Here is a 25,064-nt window from a genome sequence, read left to right as displayed (position 1 = left end):
ACTGCTGGACAGTTCGTTGATCGCACACGCCTCCCGCTCGTTGAGCATTATCGGTGCCGGCCTCGCCGGCTCCCTGCTGGCCATCCTGCTGTCACGCCAGGGCTGGCGCATCACCTTGTACGAACGCCGCGGCGATCCGCGCGTGGCCGACTACGAGAGCGGCCGCTCGATCAACCTGGCGCTGGCCGAGCGTGGGCGCAACGCCCTGCGCCAGGCCGGTGTGGAAGACGAGGTGATGGCGCGCGCGGTGATGATGCGCGGACGCATGGTGCATCCACGCGACGGCGAACCGCAGCTGCAGCGCTATGGCCGTGATGACAGCGAAGTGATCTGGTCGATCCACCGCAGCGACCTGAACACCACGCTGCTGGAACTGGCCGAACAGGCAGGGGCCACCGTGCATTTCCATCGCCGCCTGCACACCGTTGATTTCGATGCCGGCTACGCCCGCTTCATCGATGACCGCGATGACAGCCCGCACGACATCCGCTTCGACACCCTGATCGGTGCAGACGGTGCCGGTTCGGCGCTGCGTGCGGCAATGAACCGGCGCGCGCCGCTGGGCGAGGACATCGCCTTCCTCGATCACTCCTACAAGGAGCTGGAGATTCCGCCGGCCGAAGACGGGGGCTTCCGCATCGAGCGCAACGCGCTGCACATCTGGCCACGCGGCCACTACATGTGCATCGCCCTGCCCAATCATGAAGGCACCTTCACCGTCACCCTGTTCCTGCCCAACCAGGGCGATCCCAGCTTTGCCACGATCAATACCGGTGCGCAGGCCGAGGCGCTGTTCGCTCGCGAGTTCGCGGACGCGCTGCCGCTGATCCCGAACCTGCGCGTGGATTGGGAACAGCACCCGCCGGGCCTGCTCGGCACGCTCACCCTGGAGCGCTGGCACCAGCAGGGTCGCGCCGTACTGATCGGCGACGCCGCGCATGCAATGGTGCCGTTCCACGGCCAGGGCATGAACTGCGCGTTCGAGGATTGCGTTGCGCTGGCCCGTCACCTGATGGAGGCGGATGACCTGGAAAGTGCGTTCGCTGCGTTCGAGGCCGAGCGCAAACCCAATGCACGCGCGATCCAGCAGATGGCGCTGGAGAACTACCTGGAAATGCGCGACCGCGTGGCCGATCCCTCGTTCCTGCTGCAGCGCGAACTGGAGCAGGAACTGCAGCGGCGCTGGCCGACCCGCTTCGTCCCGCACTACACGATGGTCACCTTCCTGCACACGCCGTACGCCGAAGCGCTGCGCCGCACCGAACTGCAGCGCGATTTGCTGGCGGCGGCCACGGTCGGCCACGAGTCGCTGGACAACATCGACTGGGCGGCGCTGGAAGCGCAGATCCACGCGCAGCTACCGGTCCTGGAGGGTGCGCACTGATGGCTGACAGCTTCCTGTTCTACGACCTGGAAACCTTCGGCCAGGATCCACGGCGCACCCGCATCTCGCAGTTCGCCGCCATCCGCACCGACGCCGACCTCAACGAGATCGACACGCCGGTCAGCTTCTTCGTGCGCCCGGCCGATGACCTGCTGCCCTCGCCGATGGCCACCCTGGTCACCGGCATCACCCCGCAGCAGGCCTTGGCCGAAGGCATCAGCGAGTCCCAAGCCTTCGACCGCATCAACGAACTGATGTCGCGACCCGGCACCTGCGCGCTGGGCTACAACACGCTGCGCTTCGACGATGAATTCGTCCGCTACGGCCTGTTCCGCAACTTCCATGACCCATACGAACGCGAGTGGCGCAACGGCAATTCGCGCTGGGACCTGCTGGACATGCTGCGGCTGATGCGCGCGATGCGCCCGGATGGCATCCAGTGGCCGCTGCGCGAGGACGGTGCCACCTCGTTCAAACTCGAGCACCTGGCCGAAGCCAACAACGTGCGCGAGGGTGATGCGCACGAAGCGCTATCCGACGTGCGAGCCACGATCGGCATGGCACGGCTGTTCAAGCAGTCGCAGCCGCGCCTGTGGGACTACGCCCTGAAGCTGCGCGACAAGCGTTTCGTCGGCACCCTGCTGGATGTCACCACGATGACGCCGGTGCTGCACATTTCCATGCGCTACCCCGCCAGCCGTCTGTGCGCGGCGCCGGTGCTGCCCTTGGCCGTGCACCCGACGATCAGCAACCGGGTGATCGTGTTCGACCTGGACGGCGACATCGACGACCTGCTGGCCCTGCCGGCCGAGGTGATCGCACAGCGCCTGTACCTGCGCGCCAGTGAACTGCCCGAGGGCGTGGCACGGGTGCCGCTGAAGGAAGTGCACCTGAACAAGGTGCCCGCCCTGGTCGCCTGGAACCACCTTCGTGGCGACGACCACGCGCGCCTGGGCCTGGACGTGGCCGCGATCGAGGCCAAGGTTGAACGGCTGCGCGGGTTCGCCCCTCAGCTTGCCGAGAAGGCGCGCCAGGTCTACAACCAGCCGCGCGCGGCCACCGTGGCCGACGTCGATGCCTCCCTGTACGACGGCTTCCTCGGCAACGGCGACAAACCGCTGCTGGCGCTGGCCCGCACGACCGCACCGGAGCAGTTGGCCGCGCTGGAAGGCCGCTTCCGCGACCCGCGCCTGCCGGAGCTGCTGTTCCGCTACCGTGCGCGCAATCATCCCGACAGCCTCGCGCCGGCTGAACGCCAGCGCTGGCAGGATTACCGGCGCCAGCGCCTGCTGGGAGACGGCGGCCTGGGCGAACTCAACCTGCCCCAGTACCAGCAGCAGCTCGATGCGCTGGCCGCCGAGTCGCCCGACGACGCGCGGCGCCAGGCCCTGCTGCAATCGTTGCGCGACTGGGGCCAGCACCTGCAGGAGACCTTGTGAGTACCTATTTCTCGGACGCCAGCTTCAAGTTCCTGCGCAGCCTGGCGCGCCACAACGAAAAGGCGTGGTTCAACGACCACCGCCAGCAGTACGAAGAGCATGTGCGACAGCCGTTCCTGCGCCTGTTGGGTGACCTTCAGCCAGCCCTTGCCGAGGTCAGCGAACACTTCCGCGCCGATACCCGCGGCGTCGGCGGCTCACTGTTCCGCATCCACCGCGACGCGCGTTTCTCCAACGACAAATCGCCTTACAAGACCTGGCAGGGTGCGCGCCTGTTCCATGAGCGCCGTCGCGAAGTGGCCGCGCCCTCGTTCTATGTGCACCTGCAGCCAGGCGAGAGCTTTGTCGGTGCCGGCCTGTGGCACCCGGAACCGGAAACCCAGCGCCGCGTGCGCCACTTCATCCTCGACAATCCGGGCAGCTGGAAGGCCGCGGCTCATGCACCTGCGCTGCGCAGGCGCTTCGAGTTCGAGGAGAGCGAAAAGCTGGTGCGTCCGCCGCGCGGCTTCCCGGCCGACTTCGAGTTCATCGACGACCTCAAGCACCGCAACTGGGTGATGTGGCGCCCGCTGGATGACGCCACGATGACCGGCCCACGCCTGCTGTCCACGCTGGGCAAGGATCTGGCCGCGCTCGGCCCGTTCGTCGACTATCTGTGCGCAGCGCTGGACCTGGAATTCTGATGCCGTTGGCGCACCAACGGCGCACGCTGGGCCGCACCGGCCTGGCGGTTTCGCCGGTCGGACTTGGGTGCTCCGGCTTCTGGGGGCATCGGCGCTTCCCGGAGCAGTCGGCCGCGCACGTCGTCGAGCATGCACTGGCACAGGGCGTGAACCTGTTGGACACCGGTCACAACTACTCCGGTTTCCACGCCGAGCCGCGGCTGGGCCGCATCCTGCGCTCCTTGCTCAAGCAATACCCGCGCGATTCGCTGGTGATCTCCAGCAAGGGCGGCACGCTGACCGGCCAGGCCGGCGTCAGCGGCGCCGAGCAGCGCAATTTTTCGCCAGCGGCCATCACCGCCAGCTGCGAAGCCTCGCTGCGCAACCTCGGCCTGGATTACCTCGATATCTACCAGCTGCACGGTGCCAGCCAGCACGACATCAACGATGACCTGCTGGCCGCACTGCAGCGACTGCGCGAACGCGGGCTGATCCGGCACACCGGCATCAATACGCACACGGCGTCGACCCTGTGCTGGATGATCGACCATCCCACGCTGTTCGACGTGGTGCTTCTGGACTACAACGCCCTGCAGCAGGATCGTGAACCCCTCATCGACCGGCTGCACGCGGCCGGTATCGGCGTGCTGGCCGGCACCGTGCTGGCGCAGGGCCACCTGCTGCCATCACGGGCCCGCCTGCCGCGCCCGGCCGACGCCTGGTACCTGGCCAGAGCCTGGCTCAAGCCAAGCAGCCGCTCCCTGATGCACAGCGCACGCCGGATGCGCCACACCATCGCCGCCATCCACAGCCAGCGCCCCGCCCAGACCGCGTTTGCCTACGCCCTGGGCCATCGCGGCGTCGCCAGCGGCATTCTGGGCACCACCCGCACCGGCAGCCTGGACGAAGTGCTGGCGACGCGCCTTGAGGCGCTGACCCCGGCGGAACGGCAACAGCTGGTCGATGCCTTCGGTGATGGCCGTGGTTCGCCCAGTCATTGAGTCTTCACCCCGCACTGCCGCCGTTGCGGCAGTCTGTCCGCCATGAAGAAGCTCTCCGCACTGGTTGTGCTGCTGGTCCTGGCCCTGGCGGCTTGGTGGTTCGGCGGCCCCTACCTGACCGTCAATGGCCTTTCCAAGGCCATCGAGCAGCGCGACACCGCGCGCCTGGAACGCTACGTCGATTTCCCGCGCGTGCGCAGCAGCCTGCGCGCGCAGCTCAATGACTACCTGGTGCGCCAGGCCGGCCCGGACGTGGCGGCCAGTCCCTTCGGTGCCCTGCTGTACGGGCTGGGCGACCAGCTGGGCGGTGCCGCGGTGGACACCATGGTGACCCCCACCGGGATCGGCGCGATGCTGCAGGGCCACGTGCTGTGGAAGCGCGGCCGCAATGAACTGCAGGGCGGCGATGCCTTCGGCCCGACCGAACCGGCGCGACCGTTGAAGAATGCCGAACACCGTTTCGAAGCGCTGGACCGCTTCGTGATCGATGTCGATCGCGGTCCGGGCCAGCCGCCGATGAAGGTGGTACTGGAGCCGCAGGGGCTGCGCTGGAAGGTGGTGGATCTGCAGCTGGGGATGTCGGGCAGCCCTTAATCGGACCCGTGGCCTGACGGCAGTGCCAACCAACGGTTGGCACCTGCCGGTCGAATCCGCCCTATCCCTCGTTGGCGACGCCGTGCGGTACGTGGCCGGCAGCCACATGCTCGCGGGCGCTGTCGATGTTGTGCTGCGAATCGTCGAAGAAGATGTCGGCGCCGAACGCCTGCAGGAACGGCCCCTTGTGCCGGCCGCCGAGGAACAGCGCTTCGTCCAGGCGCACGCCCCACTCGCGCAGGGTGCGGATCACCCGCTCATGGGCCGGCGCCGAACGCGCAGTCACCAGTGCGGTACGGATCGGCGCGCTCTCGCCGGCAGGGAATACTTCCTGCAGCGTGTGCAGCGCTGACAGGAAGCCACGGAACGGACCGCCGCTGAGCGGCTCGCGGGCCCGTTCGCGCTCATGGCGGCCAAAGGCTTCCACGCCCTGCTCGCGCGAAATGCGTTCACTCTCGTCACCAAAGATCACCGCGTCACCGTCAAAGGCGATGCGCAGCTGCCCGGCAGGGCGACCGATGTCGATCTGGTCGGCCGCTGCGGCTGCGGTCTCGCCAGGCGGCTTGGGCAGGATGGTCGCCGCCGCGATGCCATGGCGCAGCGCGCTGCGCACCGATTCGGGGTTGGCCGACAGGAACAGGTCGGTGCCGAACGGCTTCACGTAGGGCCAGGTCGGCTCGCCGGCGGTGAACGTCGCGCGGATGATGCCCAGGCCATAGTGCTGGATCGAATTGAAGATGCGCAGGCCGGTGTCGGCCGAATTGCGCGACAGCAGGATCACCTCGACCCGCGGGTCCTCCGGGCTGGCGCCCTGGTTCAGGGCCAACAGCTTGCGCACTACCGGGAAGGCCACGCCAGGTCCGAGGATGTCGTCCTCATGCTGGCGCTGGAATTCTGCATAGGCCGCCACGCCATCGCTCTCGAACAGCGCATGGCTTTCCTCGAGGTCGAACAGCGCGCGCGAGGTGACCGCGACGGTCAGCAAACGGGGGGAGTTGTCGCCCATCGGTGGGGGTCCTTCAAGCGGTCGGCAGGGCCGGCCGCCCATTGTCCTCAAAAAACGAACTGTTCGCTCAGGATCCGGTCTTCCAGGTTGTGTTCCGGGTCGAACAGCAGGGTCACGCGCCGGTCCCTGGACTCGCGGATGGTCACCTCCACTACGTCGCGGGTCTCGTGCGAGTCAGCGGTGACGCTGACCGGACGCTTGTAGGGATCGAGCACGCGGAAGCGCACTTCGGTATCGGCCTTGAGGATCGCCCCGCGCCAGCGTCGCGGCCGATATGGGGCCAGCGGCGTCAGCGCGATGGTATGCGACCCCAGCGGCAACACCGGGCCGTGCGCGGAATAATTGTAGGCGGTGCTGCCGGCCGGGGTGGCGACCAGCACGCCGTCACCGATCAGTTCGGCCACACGCTCCTGGCCGTTCAGGTCGATGCCGATATGCGCAGCCTGCCGGGTCTGGCGCAGCAGTGAAACATCGTTGTAGGCCAGCGACCCGGTACTGGTGCCCGATTCGGTCAGCGCCACCATCTCCAACGGGCGCAGGTTGGCCGGTTCGGCACGGGCGATGCGCGCCTGCACGTCATCGTCGCCGCGGTACTGGTTCATCAGGAAGCCCACGGTGCCCAGCTTCATGCCGAACACCGGCTTGCCCAGGTGCCCGTGCCGGTGCAGGGTCTGCAGCATGAAACCGTCGCCCCCCAGCGGGCAAAGCACGTCGGCCTGCTCAGGCGCGTGATCGCCATAACGCGAGATCATGGCCGCGCGCGCCATCTGCGCCGGTTCGGTGTTGCTGGCCAGGAAAGCGATGCGGGGGGTGTCGCTCATCGGTGGATCCGGGTGGGTGTGCCAGCAAGAGCATACCCGGTAGTGCCGGCCGCTGGCCGGCAGCTTCAGCCGATAACGGTTCATGCAGTTGCCGGCCAGCGGCCGGCACTACCAAGGCAATGCAGAACGGCCCCGCTTTCGCGGGGCCGCTCCTTTTCTCCACGCAGGCCGGGCATGGCCCGGCGCTACGTCACTTACGCGCCGTGGGCAGCAAGCTGGCCCAGGCGCTGCACCGCGACCGAGACGGTCGGGTAGTCCAGGGTCTTCTGCTCGGCCAGTTCGGCCAGCATCGCCAGGGTGAAGCGCAGGCTGTTGTCATCACGGCCCATCCAGGCAGCGACCTTGGCCTCGGCACTGTTGCCCTTGGTGCCCAGCACCTGCCCGGCCAGGTTGCGGTGGTTGGCTGCCAGTTCGTCACGCAGCACGCCACGTGCCACGGCGTGCCAACGGCCATTGACCTCCAGCGCATCGACCTGCTCGAACAGCCACGGCAGCTGCAGGGCATCGCCCAGGCGGAAGTGGACCTTGGACACGTCCACCGGCTTCAGCTTGCGGGTGCGGGCCAGTTCGATGATGTCGAACGCCGGTTCCAGGAAGTGCAGTTCGGCCAGCTGCTGTGCCAGTGCAGACGGCAGGCCCTTTTCCTTCCACTCGGCCACCAGGGCCTCGTAGGTCGGACGCTGCGAATCCGGCAGCACGCCCGAGGCAACGCGGATGTCGTTGAACGGTCCCTGGTAGCGGTTGACCGCTTCGGTGATGCCCGGCATCGCGCCCGGGCGCGACAGCAGCCAGCGCACGAACGAACGCTGCAGCTTCCAGATCACTTCCAGTGCGTCGATCTGCACCGACTCCGGCACCTTGCCGTCGAGGGCATCGATCTGCGCCCACAGCGCGCGTGCATCCAGCGTTTCACGGCTGATGGTGTACGCCTTGGCGACCTCGGCGATGGAACGACCGGTGTCTTCCTGCATGCGCATCAGGAAGGTGGCGCCCATGCGGTTGATGGTCTGGTTGGTCACGGCCGTGGCGATGATTTCGCGCTTCAGGCGGTGACGCTCCATCGCGTCGGCGTACTTCTTCTGCAGCGGGGTCGGGAAGTAGCGCTGCAGTTCCTTGGACAGGTACGGATCTTCCGGGATGTCCGAATCCAGCAGCTGGTTGAACGCCACCAGCTTGGAGTAGGACAGCAGCACCGACAGTTCCGGACGGGTCAGGCCCTGGCCGCGCGCCTTGCGCTGGGACAGCTCGGCGTCGGACGGCAGGAACTCGATCTGGCGATCCAGCAGGCCCTGCTGTTCCAGGGTGCGGATGAAGTGCTGCTTGGAACCCAGGCGCTTGACCGCCATCCGCTCCATCAGGCTCAGCGCCTGGTTCTGGCGGTAGTTGTCGTTGAGCACCAGCTCGGCGACTTCATCGGTCATCGACGCCAGCAGCTTGTTGCGCTGCTCGACGGTCAGCTTCTTGGCCCGCACCACATCGTTGAGCAGGATCTTGATGTTGACTTCATGGTCGGAGGTGTCGACACCGGCCGAGTTGTCGATGAAGTCGGTGTTGAGCAGCACGCCAGCCTGGGCAGCTTCGATGCGGCCCAGCTGGGTCATGCCCAGGTTGCCGCCCTCGCCCACCACCTTGCAGCGCAGCTCGCCACCGTTCACGCGCAGCGCGTTGTTGGCACGGTCGCCGACGTCGCTGTGCTGTTCGCTGGCGGCCTTGACGTAGGTACCGATGCCACCGTTCCACAGCAGGTCGACCGGTGCCTTCAGGATCGCACTCATCAGATCATTCGGCGACAGCGCCTTGACGTTCTCGTCCAGGCCCAGCGCCTCACGCACCTGCGGGGTGATCTCGATCGACTTCAGGCTGCGCGGGTACACGCCGCCGCCCTTGCTGATCAGCTTGGTGTCGTAGTCCGCCCAGCTCGAACGTGGCAGGGTGAACAGGCGCTCACGCTCGATGAACGACGTGGCCGCATCCGGATTCGGGTCCAGGAAGATGTGGCGGTGGTCGAACGCAGCGACCAGGCGGATGTGGCGCGACAGCAGCATGCCGTTGCCGAACACGTCGCCGGACATGTCGCCGACGCCGACCGCAGTGAAGTCCTGGCTCTGGCTGTCACGGCCCAGCGCACGGAAGTGGCGCTTGACCGATTCCCACGCACCGCGCGCGGTGATGCCCATGCCCTTGTGGTCGTAGCCGACCGAACCACCGGAGGCGAACGCATCGCCCATCCAGAAGCCGTGCGCGACGGCCAGGCCGTTGGCGATGTCGGAGAAGGTCGCGGTGCCCTTGTCGGCGGCCACCACCAGGTACGGATCGTCCATGTCGTGGCGCACGACATCCACCGGCGGCACGATCTTGTTGTTGACGATGTTGTCGGTGATGTCCAGCAGGCCCTGGATGAACAGCTTGTAGCAGGCCACGCCGTTGGCGAAGATCGCATCGCGGTCGCCGTTCACCGGCGGGGTCTTGGCGAAGAAGCCACCCTTCGCGCCGACCGGCACGATGACGGTGTTCTTGACCATCTGTGCCTTGACCAGGCCCAGCACTTCGGTACGGAAGTCTTCGCGACGATCCGACCAGCGCAGGCCGCCACGCGCAACCGCACCGAAGCGCAGGTGGGTACCTTCCACGCGCGGGCCGTACACGAAGATCTCGCGGTACGGGCGCGGCTTCGGCAGGTCCGGCACCAGCGCCGAATCGAACTTGAAGCTGATGACATGGCCGTGCTGGCCGTTGGCATCGGTCTGGTAGTAGCTGGTGCGCAGGGTCGCGTCGATCACGCCCATGAACGAGCGCAGGATGCGGTCCTCGTCCAGGCTGGACACGCGGTCCATCAGCTTCAGCAGCGCATCGCGCGCGGCCTGCATCTGCGCGTCACGGTCGCCCTTGCGGGCGTCGACCACGGTCTTGAGCACCTTCAGGGTGGCCTCGTCGCCAGCAGCCAGCACATCGAAGTGGGCCTTCAGCTGGGCCTGGCCGGCGGCGATGTCGTCCTTGCTCTCGTGGCCGGTGGCCGGATCGAAGCGGGCTTCGAACAGCTCGACCAGCAGACGGGCCAGCAGCGGGTAGCGCGCGAACGTGCCTTCCACGTAGGCCTGCGAGAACGGCACGCCGGTCTGCAGCAGGTACTTGCAGTAGCCACGCAGCATGGCGACCTGGCGCCAGTGCAGGCCGGCCGCCAGCACCAGGCGGTTGAAGCCATCGTTCTCGGCATCGCCGTGCCAGACGCGGGCGAAGGTCTCGCCGAAGGCTTCATCGACACTGGCGGCATCGATCGCGCCAGCGGTGGACTCGACCTCGAAGTCCTGCACGTATACCGGGGCGTTGTCGACCGACAGGCGGTACGGACGCTCGGCGATCACGCGCAGGCCCATGTTTTCCATCATCGGCAGCGCGTCCGACAGCGGGATGTCGTCCAGCTGGCGATACAGCTTCAGGCGCAGACCATCACCGCTTTCGCGCGGCACGGCCTGCAGGCTCAGGCGCAGGTCGTCCGGGCCGGTCAGCGCGTCGAGCTGGCTGACATCGTTGGCCGCAACAGCCGTGCTGTTGTCTTCGATGTAACCGGCCGGCAGCGCCTTGCCGATGCGGGCGGCGATCCGCAGGCCTTCGGTCTCGCCATGGCGGGCCACCAGCGCCTCGCGCAGGTCGTCCTGCCAGTTGCGCAGGACCTGAGCCAGCTTCTGCTCCAGTTCGGCGGTATCGACGTCGAGCATTTCACCCGGCTTCGGACGCACGATCAGGTGCACCTGGGCCAGCGGCGATTCGCCCAGCACCACCGAGCTGTCCACGTACTCGCCGTGCAGCGCGTCCTTCAGCATCGCCTCGATGCGCAGGCGCACGTCGGTGTTGAAGCGCTCGCGCGGCAGGTAGACCAGCGCGGAGATGAAACGGCTGTACTTGTCGCGGCGCAGGAACAGGCGGCTGCGCACGCGTTCCTGCAGGCCCAGCACGCCCATCGCGGTGCGGAACAGTTCGTCCTCGCTGGACTGGAACAGTTCTTCGCGCGGCAGGGTTTCCAGGATATGGCGCAGGGCCTTGCCACTGTGGCTGGCCGGGGCCAGGCCGGACTGCTTCATCACGTGCTCGTGGCGCTGGCGCACCAGCGGGATTTCCCACGGGCGACGGTTGTAGGCGCTGGAGGTGAACAGGCCGAGGAAACGCTGCTCGCCGATGATCTTGCCCTTGGCGTCAAACTCCAGCACGCCGATGTAGTCCATGTAACCGGCGCGGTGCACGCGCGAACGGGCATTGGTCTTGGTCAGGATCAGCGCGTCCTTCAAACCGGACGTGGTGTTCAGGCCCTGCGCGGCCAGGGTCTTGACCGGACGGGCGGCGGACTTGTCCTTGCCGCGCATCAGGCCCAGGCCGGTGTCGTTCAGCGGCGCCAGCACCTCTTCCTTGCCCTGCTTCTCGACGCGGTACTCGCGGTAGCCGAAGAAGGTGAAGTGGTTGTCAGCGGCCCAGCGCAGGAACTCCTGTGCTTCCTCGCGCGACGCGTCGTCGACCGGCAGCTGGCGGCTGCCCAGGTCGTCGGCCAGTGCCAGCGCCTTGTCCTTCATCGGCTGCCAGTCGCGCACGATCGCACGCACTTCATCCAGCGCCTTGTTGATGGCCTGTTCGATGGCGGCCATGGCGTCGGCCGGTTGGCGGTCGATCTCCAGCAGCATCACCGACTCGGCATCACCCTCGCCGACCTTGACCAGCTTGCCGGCCTTGTCGCGGGTGAAGCGCAGCACCGGGTGGCCCAGCACGTGGACACCCACGCCCTGCTCGGCCAGCGACATGGTGACGGTGTCGACCAGGAACGGCATGTCGTCGTTGACGATCTGCAGCACGGTATGCGGCGATTCCCAACCGTTGGCCTTCGCGGTCGGATTGAACACGCGGACGTTGGCCTTGCCAGCCTTGCGGGCACGGGCGAATTCCAGCGTCTCAGCCGCGAGAGCGGCCCACTCTTCAGCGCTGTGGTGCGGGAACTCGTCCGCCTCCATACGCTTGTAGAAGTCAGTGGCAAAGGCCACTGCTTCGGCCTGTGCGGCCGCGGGGTAGCGCTTGCGCAAGGCCGTGTACACCGGCTCCAGGGAGAAACCAGCGGTCACTGCGACCTCCGCTTCTGCTGGTTTGGTCTTGTTTTTCACGGTCTTGGCTGCGGTTTTTTGCGGTTTCATGGCAGAGCGATGCGCTTGCTCAGTTGGGAAAATGAAATTGTAGCCCTACCGCGGGAAAAGGCCTTGCTGCAGGACGGAATAAGCAGATTCGGGTTTGCTGCGGTTTAGACGCCTATTCAGTTCGCGCCGGTAGGGTGATGGCGCCCGGTTCGGCTCTGGCGACAGGATCGGCAAAGCGTGTTACCGGAAGACACACGCGGCAACGCCGTTTCGATTCCACAATCCTGAACTGGACGGTATAGTCCACCGCGTGAATCCGGCCTACCTCCCCGTTGCCCTCGACGCACGCGATGAGCGCGTGTTCGAAGCCGTACGCCAGCTGTTGGCCCAGCAGGGCATGCAGATGAGCATGGACGCAGTGGCCCAGCATGCGGGCTGCTCCAAGCAGACCCTGTACTCGCGCTACGGCAGCAAGCAGGAGCTGCTGCGCCGGGTGATGCAGCGCCATGTCGGCCACGCCACCGGCGCCATGGTCCGTGCACTCCGCACTGACGACCTGCGTGCCAGCCTGCTCCAGTTCGCCATTGACTTCCTGGAGCACTTCAACCAACCGCACGTGGGCCAGGCCTGCCGGCTGATTGCCGCCGATGCGGCCCAGTTTCCCGAAGAGGCGCGTACGCTGTACCGGCACGGTGCCGGCGCGCTGACGCTTCATCTTGCTGAATGGATTGAAACCGTTTGCATGCGTGGCCAGCTCCGGCATGACGACCCGCACTTCATGGCCGAACTGCTGCTGAGCATGATTGCCGGTCAGGATTTCGACAAACAGCGTTTCCATACCCCCCACCGTGATGACGCACTGCTGCGTCGGCGTTGGGCAGAGTTCTCCGTCGACAGCTTCCTGCGCGCCTTCGCGCCACAGCCGTCGGCGGCCCCGTCTACAAACCAACCCCGGAGTTCCTCCTGATGACCGCCCCACTCCGCACCCTTGCCTTGACGTGCGCCGTTGCTGTCGCGCTGGCTGCCTGCAAGAAGCCGGAACAGCAGACGCCCCCGCCGCCGGAGGTGGGCGTGATCGACGCCAAGCCGCAGACCCTGCCGCTGCAGCGTGAGCTGGTCGGCCGCCTGTCGCCGTTCCGCAGTGCCGACGTGCGCGCGCGGGTGCCGGGCGTGCTGCTCAAGCGCGTCTACCAGGAAGGCTCGCAGGTCAAGCAGGGCCAGACCCTGTTCCTGATCGACCCGGCGCCGCTGCGTGCCTCGCTCAATGCGTCTGAAGCGCAGCTGGCCTCGGCCCGCGCGACCTACGCCAACGCCAAGGTGGCCGCCGACCGTGCACGCTCGCTGGCGCCGCAGCAGTTCGTCTCCAAGTCCGACCTGGACAACGCCGAGTCGGCCGAGCGCACCGCGCTGGCCGCGGTCAAGCAGGCCGAAGCCGCCGTGACCTCCTCGCGGATCAACCTGGGTTACGCCGAAGTGACCGCGCCGATCAGTGGCGTGGCCAACAAGCAGCAGGTCACCGAGGGCGCGCTGGTCGGCCAGGGCGATGTGACCCTGCTGACCACCGTCGATCAGCTCGACCCGCTGTACGTGAACTTCTCGCTGAGCGTGGACGAACTGACCCAGCTGCGCGCGCAGCAGGCCAAGGGCGCGCTGGCGCTGTCCGGCGACGGCAAGGCGACGGTGGCAGTGAAGCTGGCCGATGGCAGCACCTACAGCGAGCCGGGCACGCTGGACTTCTCCTCCACTACGGTCGACCCGGCCACCGGTGCAGTGTCATTGCGCGCTGTGCTGCCGAACCCGCAGCAGATCCTGCTGCCAGGTGCCTTCGTCAGCTTCCAGGCCAACCTGGGCGAGCGCAACAACGCCTACCTGGTACCGCAGCAGGCCCTGCTGCGCGATACCACCGGCGGCTACGTGATGGTGGTCGGCGCCAACGGCAAGGTCGTGCGCAAGAACGTGAAGACCGATGGCGCGCAGAACGGCAACTGGCTGGTCAGCGACGGCCTGGCCGCCGGTGACAAGGTGATCGTGGCCGGCGTGCAGAAGGTCAAGGAAGGTGCACCGGCGGTGGCCAAGCCGTGGACCCCGGGGCAAGACGCCAACGGCAAGCCTGCCGCAGGCGGCGCCGCTCCGGCGGGCGCTGCACCGGCCGCAGGCAAGGCACCGGCCGACGCTGCCAAGCCCGAGCAGGCCGATGCGGCCAAGCCGGCCGCCACCGATTCGAACAAGCAGTAACGGGAACCTTCCGTCATGCCTAAATTTTTCATCGAACATCCAGTCTTCGCCTGGGTGGTTGCGATCCTGATCTCGCTCAGCGGCGTGATCGCGATCCTCAACCTGGGCGTGGAGTCCTATCCCAACATCGCCCCGCCGCAGGTCACCGTCTCGGCGACCTACCCGGGTGCCAGTGCCGACACCACGGAAAAATCGGTCACCCAGGTGATCGAGCAGCAGCTGACCGGTATCGATCACCTGCTGTACTTCAGTTCCTCGTCCGCGTCCAACGGCCGTGCGCAGATCACCCTGACCTTCGAGACCGGTACCGATCCGGACATCGCCCAGGTGCAGGTGCAGAACAAGGTCTCGCTGGCCACGCCGCGCCTGCCCTCGGAAGTGACCCAGCAGGGCGTGGTGGTGGCCAAGGCCAACGCCGGCTTCCTGATGGTGGTGGCGCTGCAGTCCGATACCCCGACCATCAACCGTGACGCCCTGAACGACATCGTCGGTTCGCGCGTGCTCGACCAGGTCTCGCGCATCCCCGGCGTCGGCAGCACCCAGCAGTTCGGTTCCGAGTACGCCATGAACATCTGGTTGAACCCGGAGAAGATGCAGGGCTATGGCCTGTCGGCCAGCCAGGTACTGGCCGCGGTACGTGCGCAGAACGTGCAGTTCGCCGCCGGTGCGCTGGGTTCGGACCCGTCGCCGGAAGGCCAGCACTTCACCGCCACGGTCTCGGCCGAAGGCCGCTTCAGCTCGCCGCAGGAATTCGAGAACATCATCCTGCGCGCCAACGCTGACGGTTCGCGCGTGCTGCTGAAGGACATCGCCCGCGTCGCCTTCGGTGCCAACAACTACGGCTTCGACACCCAGTACAACGGCAAGCCGACCGGCGCCTTCGCCATCCAGCTTCTGCCGGGCGCCAATGCCCTGAACGTGGCCGAAGCGGTGCGCGCCAAGATGGACGAGCTGCAGCCCAGCTTCCCGTCCGGGGTGACCTGGTTCTCGCCGTACGACAGCACCACGTTCGTCAAGATCTCGATCCAGGAAGTGGTCAAGACCCTGTTTGAAGCGGTCTTGCTGGTGTTCCTGGTGATGCTGATCTTCCTGCAGAACTTCCGCGCCACCCTGATCCCGACCCTGGTGATCCCGGTCGCCCTGCTCGGTACCTTCCTGGGCATGTGGATGATCGGCTTCACCATCAACCAGCTGACGCTGTTTGCGATGGTGCTGGCGATCGGCATCGTGGTCGACGACGCGATCGTGGTGATCGAGAACGTCGAACGTATCATGACCGAGGAGGGCCTGGCGCCCAAGCCTGCCACGCAGAAAGCGATGACCCAGATCACCGGTGCGGTGGTGGCGATCACCGTCGTGCTGGCCGCGGTGTTCATCCCCTCCGCCCTGCAGGGCGGTGCCGCCGGTGAGATCTACAAGCAGTTCGCGCTGACCATCGCCATCTCGATGGCATTCTCGGCGTTCCTGGCCCTGGGCTTCACGCCGGCGCTGTGCGCGACCTTCCTCAAGCCGACGCACAACGATAACCCGAACATCGTCTACCGCACCTTCAACAAGTACTACGACAAGATCAGCCACACCTATGTGGGCCACATCACCTCTGCGGTGCGCCATGCGCCGCGCTGGATGATCCTGTTCGTGGTGCTGACCGCGCTGTGCGGCTTCCTGTTCACCCGCATGCCGGGCAGCTTCCTGCCGGAAGAAGACCAGGGCTATGCGCTGGCGATCGTGCAGCTGCCGCCGGGCTCGACCAAGGGCCAGACCAACGAAGTGTTCGCGCAGATGCGTGGCATCCTGGAAAAGCAGGATGGCTATGAAGGCATGCTGCAGGTGGCCGGCTTCAGCTTCGTCGGTTCCGGCGAGAACGTGGGCATGGGCTTCATCCGCCTGAAGCCGTGGGAGGAACGCAAGTTCACCGCGCCCGAGTTCATCCAGAACATGAACGGCGCGTTCTACGGCATCAAGGAAGCGCAGATCTTCGTGGTCAACCTGCCCACCGTGCAGGGCCTGGGCCAGTTCGGTGGCTTTGACATGTGGCTGCAGGACCGTAGCGGTGCCGGCTACGAACAGTTGACCCAGGCCCGCAATATCCTGCTCGGCCAGGCCGCGCAGAAGCCGGACCACCTGGTTGGCGTGCGCCCCAACGGTCTGGAAAACGCGCCGCAACTGCAGCTGCACGTGGACCGCGTGCAGGCGCAGTCGATGGGCATGTCGGTGTCGGACGTGTACAGCACCATCCAGCTGATGCTGGCCCCGGTGTACGTCAACGACTTCTTCTACGAAGGCCGCATCAAGCGCGTGACCATGCAGGCCGATGGTCCGTACCGCACTGGCCAGGAATCGCTGAAGAGCTTCTACAGCCCGTCCAGCCTGACCCAGAACGCCGATGGCACCAACGCGATGATCCCGTTGAACACGGTGGTCAAGTCCGAATGGGTGTCGGCGCCGCCGTCGCTGAGCCGCTACAACGGCTATTCGGCGATCAACATCGTCGGTTCGCAGGCACCGGGTACCAGCTCGGGTGAGGCGATGCAGACCATGGAAGGCATCGTCAACGACGACCTGCCGGCCGGCTTCGGCTACGACTGGTCGGGCATGTCCTACCAGGAAATCCTGGCCGGCAACGCGGCGACCCTGCTGCTGGTGCTGTCGATCGTGGTGGTGTTCCTGTGCCTGGCCGCCCTGTATGAAAGCTGGTCGATCCCGGTGGCGGTGCTGCTGGTCGTGCCGCTGGGCGTGCTGGGTGCCCTCGGCCTGTCGATGCTGCGCGGCCTGCCCAACGATCTGTTCTTCAAGATCGGCCTGATCACCGTGATCGGCCTGGCGGCGAAGAACGCGATCCTGATCGTGGAGTTTGCGGTGGAGCAGCGCGCAGCAGGCAAGAACCTGCGTGATGCCACCATCGAAGCGGCCCGCCTGCGTTTCCGCCCGATCCTGATGACCTCGTTCGCGTTCATCATGGGCGTGATCCCGATGGCGATCTCCACCGGCGCCGGCGCCAACTCCCGCCACGCCATCGGCACCGGCGTGATCGGCGGCATGCTGTTCGCCACCCTGCTCGGCCTGCTGATGATCCCGGTGTTCTTCGTGGTCGTGCGCCGCATGCTGGGCGACAAGCTGGATGAACCGTCGAAGGAGTTCATGGAGCGCCAGCGCGACGCAGAGTCCGCCCACCGCCCGGATCGTTGATCCGGCGGTGCGCTGAAACGAAAAGGCCCCGGAGCGATCCGGGGCCTTTTTTGTTGCCGCTTCTGCATCCATGCCAACCTCGGTTGGCGCTGTTCGGGCAACGTCTCAGCGCAGCAGCGCCACCACCACGCACACCGCCACAACCGCCATCGCAGGCCATTGCATCGGCAGGAAGAAGAAGTGATGCGGAGCATGCAGGCCATGTGCACGCGGCTTTCGATTGAGCACAAAACCCAGCACCGTATTGATTGCCGAGCCAAGGCCGAACGCCAGCAGGACCTGGCCGAGTGAAGTATTGCCGCGACCCACCACTGGATCCGGGAACAGGATGAGGATGAGCAGCACGGCAGCGATCGGTGTGAGCAGGATCAGCAGCCCCGCGCCTCGATAGATGAGCATGTGGTGGTGTCCATGAACGGCGGAGCATTCTGCGCTCATCGAGCCGGAATGCCAATGGATCGCTGACACATCGACTGCACGGAGACCGGTCGCATACGGCCTGTATTGAGAAGCCTCGACCGCTGCGCCGGAAGGCATCACCCGACACCGAAGCGCTCAAGGCGTCTACCGTGTTCGCAGAAAGCCACCCACCCCGGATTCATGGGCACACAGAAATGCGGCACGCCCGGATCGCTGCTATCCAGATGTCTCGACGGCAATCGATCCGAAGCCCTCCAGGAGACTGATCATGGAAAGAGCACCACTACGATTCTTCAGCTGCCCTGCCCTGCTGTTTGGCGCGCTCTTCGCGGCCAGCAGCATCCAGGACAGCCACGCGGCAGGCGTCCTCGTCTGCGACAACTGTCGTGACCCGCGCGCATTGGCGCTTTCCTCGGGTACGGGGCCGACCATCGTCGCCGACCTCCAGCAGCGCCGGATCCATGGTTTCGATGTGGAATACGATCGCGAGCTACGGCGCTATCGCGCAACAAGGGCGCAGATTCCCGGGCCAATCAACGCATCCTTCAATCGGATCATGGGCATGCTCGACAACAACGTGCCAACCGTACAGTTCGCGCCGCGGCAGCGGGCCGGAAGAGGAGTCCAGTACGAGGTTCATCCTGATGACCCGCAATACGCCAACGGCATAAGCTTCCCGGAAGAGCACAAGAACCTCAACGCCTACGATGTCGTTCAGATGGCCACTGAGCGATCAAGGCTGGAAGCTGACATCGGCAAGGCCTTCACGGGGGCGACAACATCGTCGGCCGCCTGGAACGGCATGGCAACATTCCTTTCCTCGATCGGCCTGAGCTTCGTCAGCAAGACCGTCGGCATTGACAGCGCCATCTATCGGATCACATGGCGCGATGGTTCAAAAACCACGCTGGTCATCACGCCTTCTGCGGTTGATCAAGCCCGCTATGTGCAAGGTGAAAGCCGTGACGCCAAGGGCAACAAGATTCCGGATGGTGCGGCAACCGATCCAGAGATGGCCCGGCGCTTCATCGGCAACTATCGCTTTGACGATGCCGGCGAGCTCGAACGATGGGTTGACTCCGCCCGGCTCTACGGCGTGACCATGCATCCGGGAATGCCACGGGAATCCCTTCAGATCGTCTGTGAATGGAATGGAAAGGATATCGTTTGCCGGTTGCCACGTTGACAGCGCAGAGGAAACGGGGCGGCAATCGCCGCCCCGTCGTGTCCATCAGCGCAGCCCGGTCTCGTTGCGTGCGATCACCAGGCGCTGGATCTCCGAAGTACCTTCGTAGATCTCGGTGATCTTGGCATCACGGAAGTAGCGCTCCAGCGGCATTTCCTTGGAATACCCCATGCCGCCGTGGATCTGCACGGCCTGGTGGGTAATCCACATTGCCGCCTCAGAGGCGGTCAGCTTGGCAATGGCAGCCTCATTGCTGAAGCGCTTGCCCTGGTCCTTCACCCACGCCGCGCGCAGGGTCAGCAGCAGCGCGGCGTCCAGCTTGCACTTCATGTCGGCAATCTTGGCCTGGGTCATCTGGAAGGTACCGATGGCCGCACCGAATGCCTTGCGCTCCTTGACGTATTCAATCGTCGCTTCATAGGCGGCTCGGGCGATGCCGACGGCCTGCGAAGCGATGCCGATGCGACCGGCATCGAGCACGCTCATGGCGATCTTGAATCCCTCGCCTTCCTGGCCCAGCACGTCTTCGGCCTGCGCCACGTAGTCGTTGAACTCGATCTCGCAGGTGGCCGAGGCGCGGATGCCCAGCTTGGGCTCGGTCTTGCCACGACCGAAACCGGCCTTGTCGGTATCGATGATGAAGGCGGTGATGCCGCGCGCGGCCTTGTCCGGCTCGCTCATCGCGAACAGCACGATGTACTTGGCCACCGGACCGGAGGTGATCCAGCTCTTCTTGCCATTGATGACGAAGGTGCCGTCGGCCTGCTTCACCGCGCGGCAGCGCATGGCGGTGGCATCGGAACCGGACTGCGGCTCGGTCAGCGCGAACGCGCCGATGGCCGTGCCTTCGGCGATGGCACGTACGTAGGTCTGCTTCTGCTGCTCGGTACCGTGGGTCAGGATGCCGTTGCAGAACAGCGAATTGTTGACCGACATGATGGTCGAATGGGCTGCGTCGGCGGCGGCGACCTCCACCATCGCCAGCACGTACGCAACCGGGTCCATGCCCGCACCGCCGTATTCGGTCGGCACTTCAATGCCCATCAGGCCGTTCTCGCCCAGCAGGCGGATGTTGTCCAGCGGGAACTCGCCGGTGCGGTCATGATGCTCCGCACTGGGGGCGATCTTTTCCTGCGCGATGCGCCGCGCCACGTCCTGCAGCATCAACTGCTCTTCGGTAAAGCTGAAATCCACAACACCCTCCCGGGTACATGAAGTTATGGGCCGCATACGGCGCGCCCAGGTGCTCCGATTGTACCGGGGCCCGGCAGTTTCCGTACGCTGGCGACTTGACCGCGACAGCCCCTTCAGCGAATATATCTCTATATCGCGATAGGTAGATGTTTATGGATCTGGAAGACTGGTCGACCCGCCTGAAGGTGTTCGCCGATGCCACTCGCGTGCGCCTGCTGGCGCTGCTGGAGCAGGAGGAACTGACCGTGGCCGAACTGTCGGCGATCACCCGGCTGGCGCAGCCGCGCGTGTCCACCCACCTGGCACGCCTGAAGGAAGCCGGCCTGGTCCGCGACCGCCGTGCCGGCGTGTCGGCCTACTACCGCTTCGACGAGGCCCAGCTGGACCCGGCGCAGCGTGCATTGTGGCATGCCTTGAGCAACGGAAGCGATGACCCGCTGCTGCGCCAGGATGCCGAACGCGTCGCCGCCGTGCTGGCGCACCGCGCCTCGGACCAGAACTGGGCCGACAGCGTGGCCGGCGACATGGAACGCCACTACTCTCCGGGCCGTACCTGGGAGGCGCTGGCCCGCACCGCGCTGCCGCTGCTGGAGACCGGCGACGTGCTGGATATCGCCTCTGGTGATGGCGTGCTGGCCGAACTGGTAGCCCCACATGCCAAGCGCTACATCTGCATCGATACCAGCGCGCGCGTGGTTGCCGCCGCCAGCGAGCGCCTGCGGCGGCTGCCCAATGTGGAAGTGCGCGAGGGCGACATGCATGCACTGCCGTTCAAGGATGCCAGCTTCGATCTGGTCGTGCTGATGCACGCGCTGACCTACGCCAGCAAGCCGGCGCAGGCGGTGACCGAAGCCGCGCGCGTGCTGCGGCCCGGTGGCCGGCTGCTGCTGTGCAGCCTGGCGCGCCACGAGCACAAGGCCGCCGTGGAGGCCTATGGCCATGTCAACCTCGGCTTCAGCGACAAGGAGCTGCGCAGGTTCGTCGACAAGGCCGGCCTGCAGGTGTCCAGCCTGGAGACGGTCACCCGCGAGAAACGCCCGCCGCACTTTGAAGTGATTTCGCTGATCGCCAACAAGCCCTGAGCCCGAGACCGCCATGCCTGCCCTGCCTTGGTTGCATCCCGATCGTGCCAACACGCTGCTCGACGCCCTGCGCGAGCGGATCCTGATCATCGACGGCGCGATGGGCACGATGATCCAGCGCCATGGCCTGCAGGAAGACGATTACCGTGGCGAGCGCTTCGCCGGTGGCTACGACCATGCGCATGGCCCCGGCTGTGACCACGGCGTGCCCGAAGGCCATGATCTGAAGGGCAACAACGATCTGCTGCTGCTGACCCGGCCGCAGATCGTCGCCGACATCCATACCGCCTACCTGGAGGCAGGCGCGGATCTGGTCGAGACCAACACCTTCAATGCCACCTCGGTCAGCCAAGCTGACTACCACCTCGAGCACCTGGTGTACGAACTGAACAAAGCCGGTGCGGCCGTCGCGCGCGCCTGCTGTGACGCGGCGGAAGCGACCACGCCCGGCAAGCCGCGCTTCGTGATCGGGGTGATCGGCCCGACCAGCCGCACCGCCTCGATCAGTCCCGACGTGAACGATCCGGGCTTCCGCAACACCAGCTTCGACGAGCTTCGCGACACCTATCGCGAAGCCATCGAAGGCCTGATCGACGGCGGCGCCGACACGCTCATGGTCGAGACCATCTTCGATACGCTCAATGCCAAGGCCGCGCTGTATGCGCTGGAAGAGGCCTTTGATGCACGTGGCGCGCGGTTGCCGGTGATGATCTCCGGCACCATCACCGACGCGTCGGGGCGCACCTTGTCCGGACAGACTGCCGAAGCCTTCCACGCCTCGCTGGCGCATGCGCGACCGCTGTCGATCGGCCTGAACTGCGCGCTGGGCGCCGATGCGATGCGCCCGCATGTGGAAACCCTCTCGCAGGTCGCCGACTGTTACGTCAGCGCCCACCCCAACGCCGGCCTGCCCAACGCGTTCGGCGAGTACGACGAAACCCCTGAAGAGATGGCCACCACCCTGCGGGGCTTCGCCGAGGATGGCCTGTTGAACCTGGTCGGTGGCTGCTGTGGTTCCACCCCCGACCATATCCGCGCGATCGCCCAGGCTGTGGCCGGGCTGGCACCGCGTGCCCTGCCGGGCGCACGGGAGCAGCACGCCGCATGAGCAGCACGCCTCTCACCCGCCTGTCCGGCCTGGAACCGCTGGTCATCACCCCGGACCTGCTGTTCATCAACGTCGGCGAACGCACCAACGTCACCGGCAGTGCGCAGTTCCGCAAGCTCATCAAGGAAGGCCGCTACGAAGAAGCGGTGGACGTGGCCCGCCAGCAGGTGGCCAGCGGTGCGCAGATCCTCGATGTGAACATGGACGAGGGCCTGATCGACTCGGAAGCGGCGATGACCCGCTACCTGAACCTGATCATGTCCGAGCCGGACATCGCGCGCATCCCGGTGATGGTCGACTCCTCCAAGTGGAGCGTGATCGAGGCCGGCCTGAAATGCCTGCAGGGCAAGAGCGTGGTCAACTCGATTTCGCTGAAGGAAGGCGAGGCGCTGTTCCGCGAGCACGCGCGCAAGGTGCTGCGCTACGGTGCTGCTGCGGTGGTGATGGCGTTCGACGAAAACGGGCAGGCCGACACCTGCGCGCGCAAGGTCGAAATCTGTACCCGTGCCTACCGCATCCTGGTCGACGAGATCGGTTTCCCGCCGCAGGACATCATCTTCGACCCGAACATCTTCGCCGTCGCTACGGGCATCGAAGAGCACGACAACTATGCAGTGGACTTCATTGAAGCCACCCGCATCATCAAGCAGACCCTGCCGCACTGCCACGTCTCCGGCGGCGTCTCCAACGTCTCGTTCTCCTTCCGCGGCAACGAAACGGTACGCCAGGCCATCCACTCGGTGTTCCTGTACCACGCGATCGCCGCCGGCATGGACATGGGCATCGTCAACGCCGGCGCGATGCCGATCTACGACGACCTGGAGCCGGACCTGCGCGAGCGCGTCGAGGACGTGATCCTCAACCGCCGAAGCGATGCCACCGAGCGTCTGCTGGAGATCGCCGAGCGCTACAAGGGCAAGAAGGGCGCGGCGAAGACCGAAGACCTGGCCTGGCGCGAAAAGCCGGTGGCACAGCGTTTGGCGCATGCCCTGGTACACGGCCTGGATGCCTTCGTCGAGGAAGACACCGAACAGGCCCGGCAGGCCTCCAGCCGCCCGCTGGATGTGATCGAAGGCCCGCTGATGGACGGCATGAACATCGTCGGCGACCTGTTCGGCGCCGGCAAGATGTTCCTGCCACAGGTGGTGAAATCCGCGCGCGTGATGAAGAAGGCCGTGGCCTACCTGCTGCCCTACATCGAAGCGGAAAAGGCGCGCAGCGGTGACACCGCCAAGAGCAACGGCAAGATCATCATGGCTACGGTGAAGGGCGATGTGCATGACATCGGCAAGAACATCGTCGGCGTCGTACTGGCCTGCAACAACTTCGACGTGGTCGACCTCGGCGTGATGGTGCCGGCGCAGAAGATCCTCGATGCCGCCCGCGAGCACAACGCAGACCTGATCGGCCTGTCCGGGCTGATCACCCCGTCCCTGGAGGAGATGAGCCACGTTGCCCGCGAGATGGAGCGCCAGGGCTTCGACCTGCCGCTGCTGATCGGGGGTGCGACCACTTCGCGTGCGCACACCGCGCTGAAGATCGACCCGCACTACAAGGCGCCGACGGTATGGGTGAAGGATGCATCGCGCGCGGTTGGCGTTGCGCAGTCGCTGATCTCGCGTGATCTGCGCGAGGCCTTCGTTGCCGCCAACGAAGCCGACTATGCCGAAATCCGCGCGCGCCACCGCAACCGGGGCGACGCCAAGCGTCTGGTCACGCTGGAACAAGCGCGCGGGCAGAAATTCCAGGGCGGCTGGGACAGTCACACGCCACCGGCACCGAATCAGCCCGGCCTGCACGTGTTCGACGACTATCCCCTGGCCGAACTGGTCGACTACATCGACTGGACGCCGTTCTTCCAGGCCTGGGAGCTTGCCGGCAAGTTCCCGGCGATCCTCACCGACGAGATCGTCGGCAGCCAGGCCAGCGAGCTGTACCGCGATGCCCGCGCGATGCTCGACCGCATCGTCGGCGAGAAGTGGCTGACCGCCAAGGCCGTGTTCGGCCTGTGGCCGGCCAACAGCGTCGGCGACGACGTGCGCGTGCAGCACCCACAGGGCGAGACCACCCTGCACTTCCTGCGCCAGCAGGTGGACAAGCCGGCCGAGCGCCCGGATTTCTGCCTGGCCGATTTCATTGCACCAGCCGACAGCGGAAAGCAGGACTGGATCGGCGCGTTCGCGGTCACTGCCGGTATCGGCATCGACACCCACATCGCGCGCTTCGAGGCCGAGCATGACGACTACAACGCGATCCTGCTGAAGGCCCTCGCCGACCGCTTCGCCGAGGCACTGGCCGAGCGCCTGCACCAGCGCGTGCGTACAGAATTCTGGGGCTACGACCGCGCCGAGACGCTGGACAACGAAGCCTTGATCGACGAGCAGTACCGCGGCATCCGTCCGGCGCCGGGCTACCCGGCCTGCCCCGAGCACAGCGAGAAGCGCCGCCTGTTCGACCTGCTGCAGGCTGAGAAGAACGCTGGCATGGAACTGACCGAGAGCTTCGCGATGTTGCCCACGGCCGCTGTCTCCGGCTACTACTTCAGCCATCCGCAGAGCCAGTACTTCGTTGTCGGACGGCTCAGCCGCGAACAGGTCACCGACTATGCCCGGCGCTACCGTGCATTATTCCC

16 protein-coding genes and 1 pseudogene are annotated in these 25,064 nt (G+C 65.9%); 12 read left to right on the top strand and 5 right to left on the bottom strand.

Annotated elements, in window-relative coordinates; genetic code table 11:
* The first annotated feature begins 16 nt into the window (after nt 1-16).
* From VG543_RS08375 to VG543_RS08355, 5 genes are read left to right on the top strand one after another with little or no spacing between them, the layout of a single operon-like run.
* Entirely contained in the window at nt 17-1,384 is a 1,368-nt protein-coding gene (locus tag VG543_RS08375) for an FAD-dependent oxidoreductase (RefSeq protein ID WP_155029810.1), read from the top strand.
* Nucleotides 1,384-2,823: an exodeoxyribonuclease I gene (gene sbcB / locus VG543_RS08370; protein WP_423178467.1), complete on the top strand. Its 1,440-nt coding sequence runs from the start codon at nt 1,384-1,386 to the stop codon at nt 2,821-2,823. Before VG543_RS08375 ends, sbcB begins: the two co-directional genes overlap by 1 nt.
* Nucleotides 2,820-3,506, top strand: a complete 687-nt coding sequence (locus tag VG543_RS08365; protein ID WP_021202728.1) for a DUF2461 domain-containing protein — start codon at nt 2,820-2,822, stop codon at nt 3,504-3,506. The genes sbcB and VG543_RS08365 overlap by 4 nt, the downstream gene beginning before the upstream one ends.
* Nucleotides 3,506-4,486, top strand: coding sequence for an aldo/keto reductase (locus tag VG543_RS08360; RefSeq protein WP_423178468.1), 981 nt, complete (start codon nt 3,506-3,508; stop codon nt 4,484-4,486). Before VG543_RS08365 ends, VG543_RS08360 begins: the two co-directional genes overlap by 1 nt.
* Before the next feature lie 42 nt (nt 4,487-4,528).
* Nucleotides 4,529-5,080: a DUF2939 domain-containing protein gene (locus tag VG543_RS08355; RefSeq protein ID WP_423178469.1), complete on the top strand. Its 552-nt coding sequence runs from the start codon at nt 4,529-4,531 to the stop codon at nt 5,078-5,080.
* A 61-nt stretch (nt 5,081-5,141) separates the two neighbouring features.
* Here VG543_RS08355 and VG543_RS08350 read toward each other — a convergent pair whose 3' ends face one another.
* The 3 genes from VG543_RS08350 to VG543_RS08340 all read right to left on the bottom strand — a co-directional run bounded on the left by VG543_RS08350 (nt 5,142) and on the right by VG543_RS08340 (nt 12,078).
* Complete coding sequence (locus tag VG543_RS08350; protein WP_021202725.1) at nt 5,142-6,086, bottom strand: 5'-nucleotidase; 945 nt, start codon at nt 6,084-6,086, stop codon at nt 5,142-5,144.
* A 47-nt stretch (nt 6,087-6,133) separates the two neighbouring features.
* The gene (locus VG543_RS08345) at nt 6,134-6,907 is read right to left on the bottom strand and encodes an NAD kinase (protein ID WP_021202724.1); all 774 of its coding nucleotides are present in this window, start codon (nt 6,905-6,907) and stop codon (nt 6,134-6,136) included.
* Nucleotides 6,908-7,101: 194 nt separating this feature from the next.
* Entirely contained in the window at nt 7,102-12,078 is a 4,977-nt protein-coding gene (locus VG543_RS08340; protein ID WP_423178470.1) for an NAD-glutamate dehydrogenase, read from the bottom strand.
* 250 nt (nt 12,079-12,328) lie between these two features.
* Here VG543_RS08340 and VG543_RS08335 point away from each other — a divergent pair, with 250 nt between their 5' ends.
* From VG543_RS08335 to VG543_RS08325, 3 genes are read left to right on the top strand one after another with little or no spacing between them, the layout of a single operon-like run.
* Nucleotides 12,329-12,985: a TetR/AcrR family transcriptional regulator gene (locus VG543_RS08335; protein ID WP_019660385.1), complete on the top strand. Its 657-nt coding sequence runs from the start codon at nt 12,329-12,331 to the stop codon at nt 12,983-12,985.
* Nucleotides 12,985-14,253 (top strand): efflux RND transporter periplasmic adaptor subunit, encoded by a 1,269-nt coding sequence (locus tag VG543_RS08330; RefSeq protein ID WP_423178471.1) that lies wholly within the window; start codon nt 12,985-12,987, stop codon nt 14,251-14,253. The genes VG543_RS08335 and VG543_RS08330 overlap by 1 nt, the downstream gene beginning before the upstream one ends.
* A 15-nt stretch (nt 14,254-14,268) precedes the next feature.
* Entirely contained in the window at nt 14,269-17,442 is a 3,174-nt protein-coding gene (locus VG543_RS08325) for a multidrug efflux RND transporter permease subunit (RefSeq protein WP_019660387.1), read from the top strand.
* 105 nt (nt 17,443-17,547) lie between these two features.
* Here the strand turns inward: VG543_RS08325 and VG543_RS08320 are convergent, their stop codons facing one another.
* Nucleotides 17,548-17,841, bottom strand: coding sequence for a hypothetical protein (locus VG543_RS08320; RefSeq protein ID WP_019660388.1), 294 nt, complete (start codon nt 17,839-17,841; stop codon nt 17,548-17,550).
* Between the two features lie 289 nt (nt 17,842-18,130).
* Here VG543_RS08320 and VG543_RS08315 point away from each other — a divergent pair, with 289 nt between their 5' ends.
* Complete coding sequence (locus tag VG543_RS08315; protein ID WP_312544369.1) at nt 18,131-19,048, top strand: hypothetical protein; 918 nt, start codon at nt 18,131-18,133, stop codon at nt 19,046-19,048.
* 45 nt (nt 19,049-19,093) lie between these two features.
* On the opposite strand, the gene VG543_RS08310 is transcribed toward VG543_RS08315, so the two are convergent.
* The gene (locus tag VG543_RS08310) at nt 19,094-20,242 is read right to left on the bottom strand and encodes an acyl-CoA dehydrogenase family protein (RefSeq protein ID WP_312544367.1); all 1,149 of its coding nucleotides are present in this window, start codon (nt 20,240-20,242) and stop codon (nt 19,094-19,096) included.
* A 152-nt stretch (nt 20,243-20,394) separates the two neighbouring features.
* Here VG543_RS08310 and VG543_RS08305 point away from each other — a divergent pair, with 152 nt between their 5' ends.
* The 3 genes and pseudogenes from VG543_RS08305 to metH all read left to right on the top strand — a co-directional run.
* A complete protein-coding gene (locus tag VG543_RS08305; protein WP_019660391.1) occupies nt 20,395-21,324 on the top strand; it encodes an ArsR/SmtB family transcription factor in 930 nt (309 codons plus the stop codon).
* 13 nt (nt 21,325-21,337) lie between these two features.
* Complete coding sequence (locus VG543_RS08300; protein ID WP_058981275.1) at nt 21,338-22,432, top strand: homocysteine S-methyltransferase family protein; 1,095 nt, start codon at nt 21,338-21,340, stop codon at nt 22,430-22,432.
* Nucleotides 22,429-25,047 (top strand): annotated as a pseudogene (metH, locus tag VG543_RS08295) (methionine synthase); the annotation flags it as partial. The gene VG543_RS08300 and the pseudogene metH, both read left to right, overlap by 4 nt.
* Nucleotides 25,048-25,064: the final 17 nt, after the last annotated feature.

Origin of the sequence: Stenotrophomonas sp. CASM101 (assembly GCF_049384845.1) — a bacterium.
Classification (GTDB): Bacteria; Pseudomonadota; Gammaproteobacteria; order Xanthomonadales; family Xanthomonadaceae; genus Stenotrophomonas; species Stenotrophomonas hibiscicola.
Note: the sequence above shows the minus strand (reverse complement) of the source record. Positions and strands in the feature narration are given on the sequence as shown.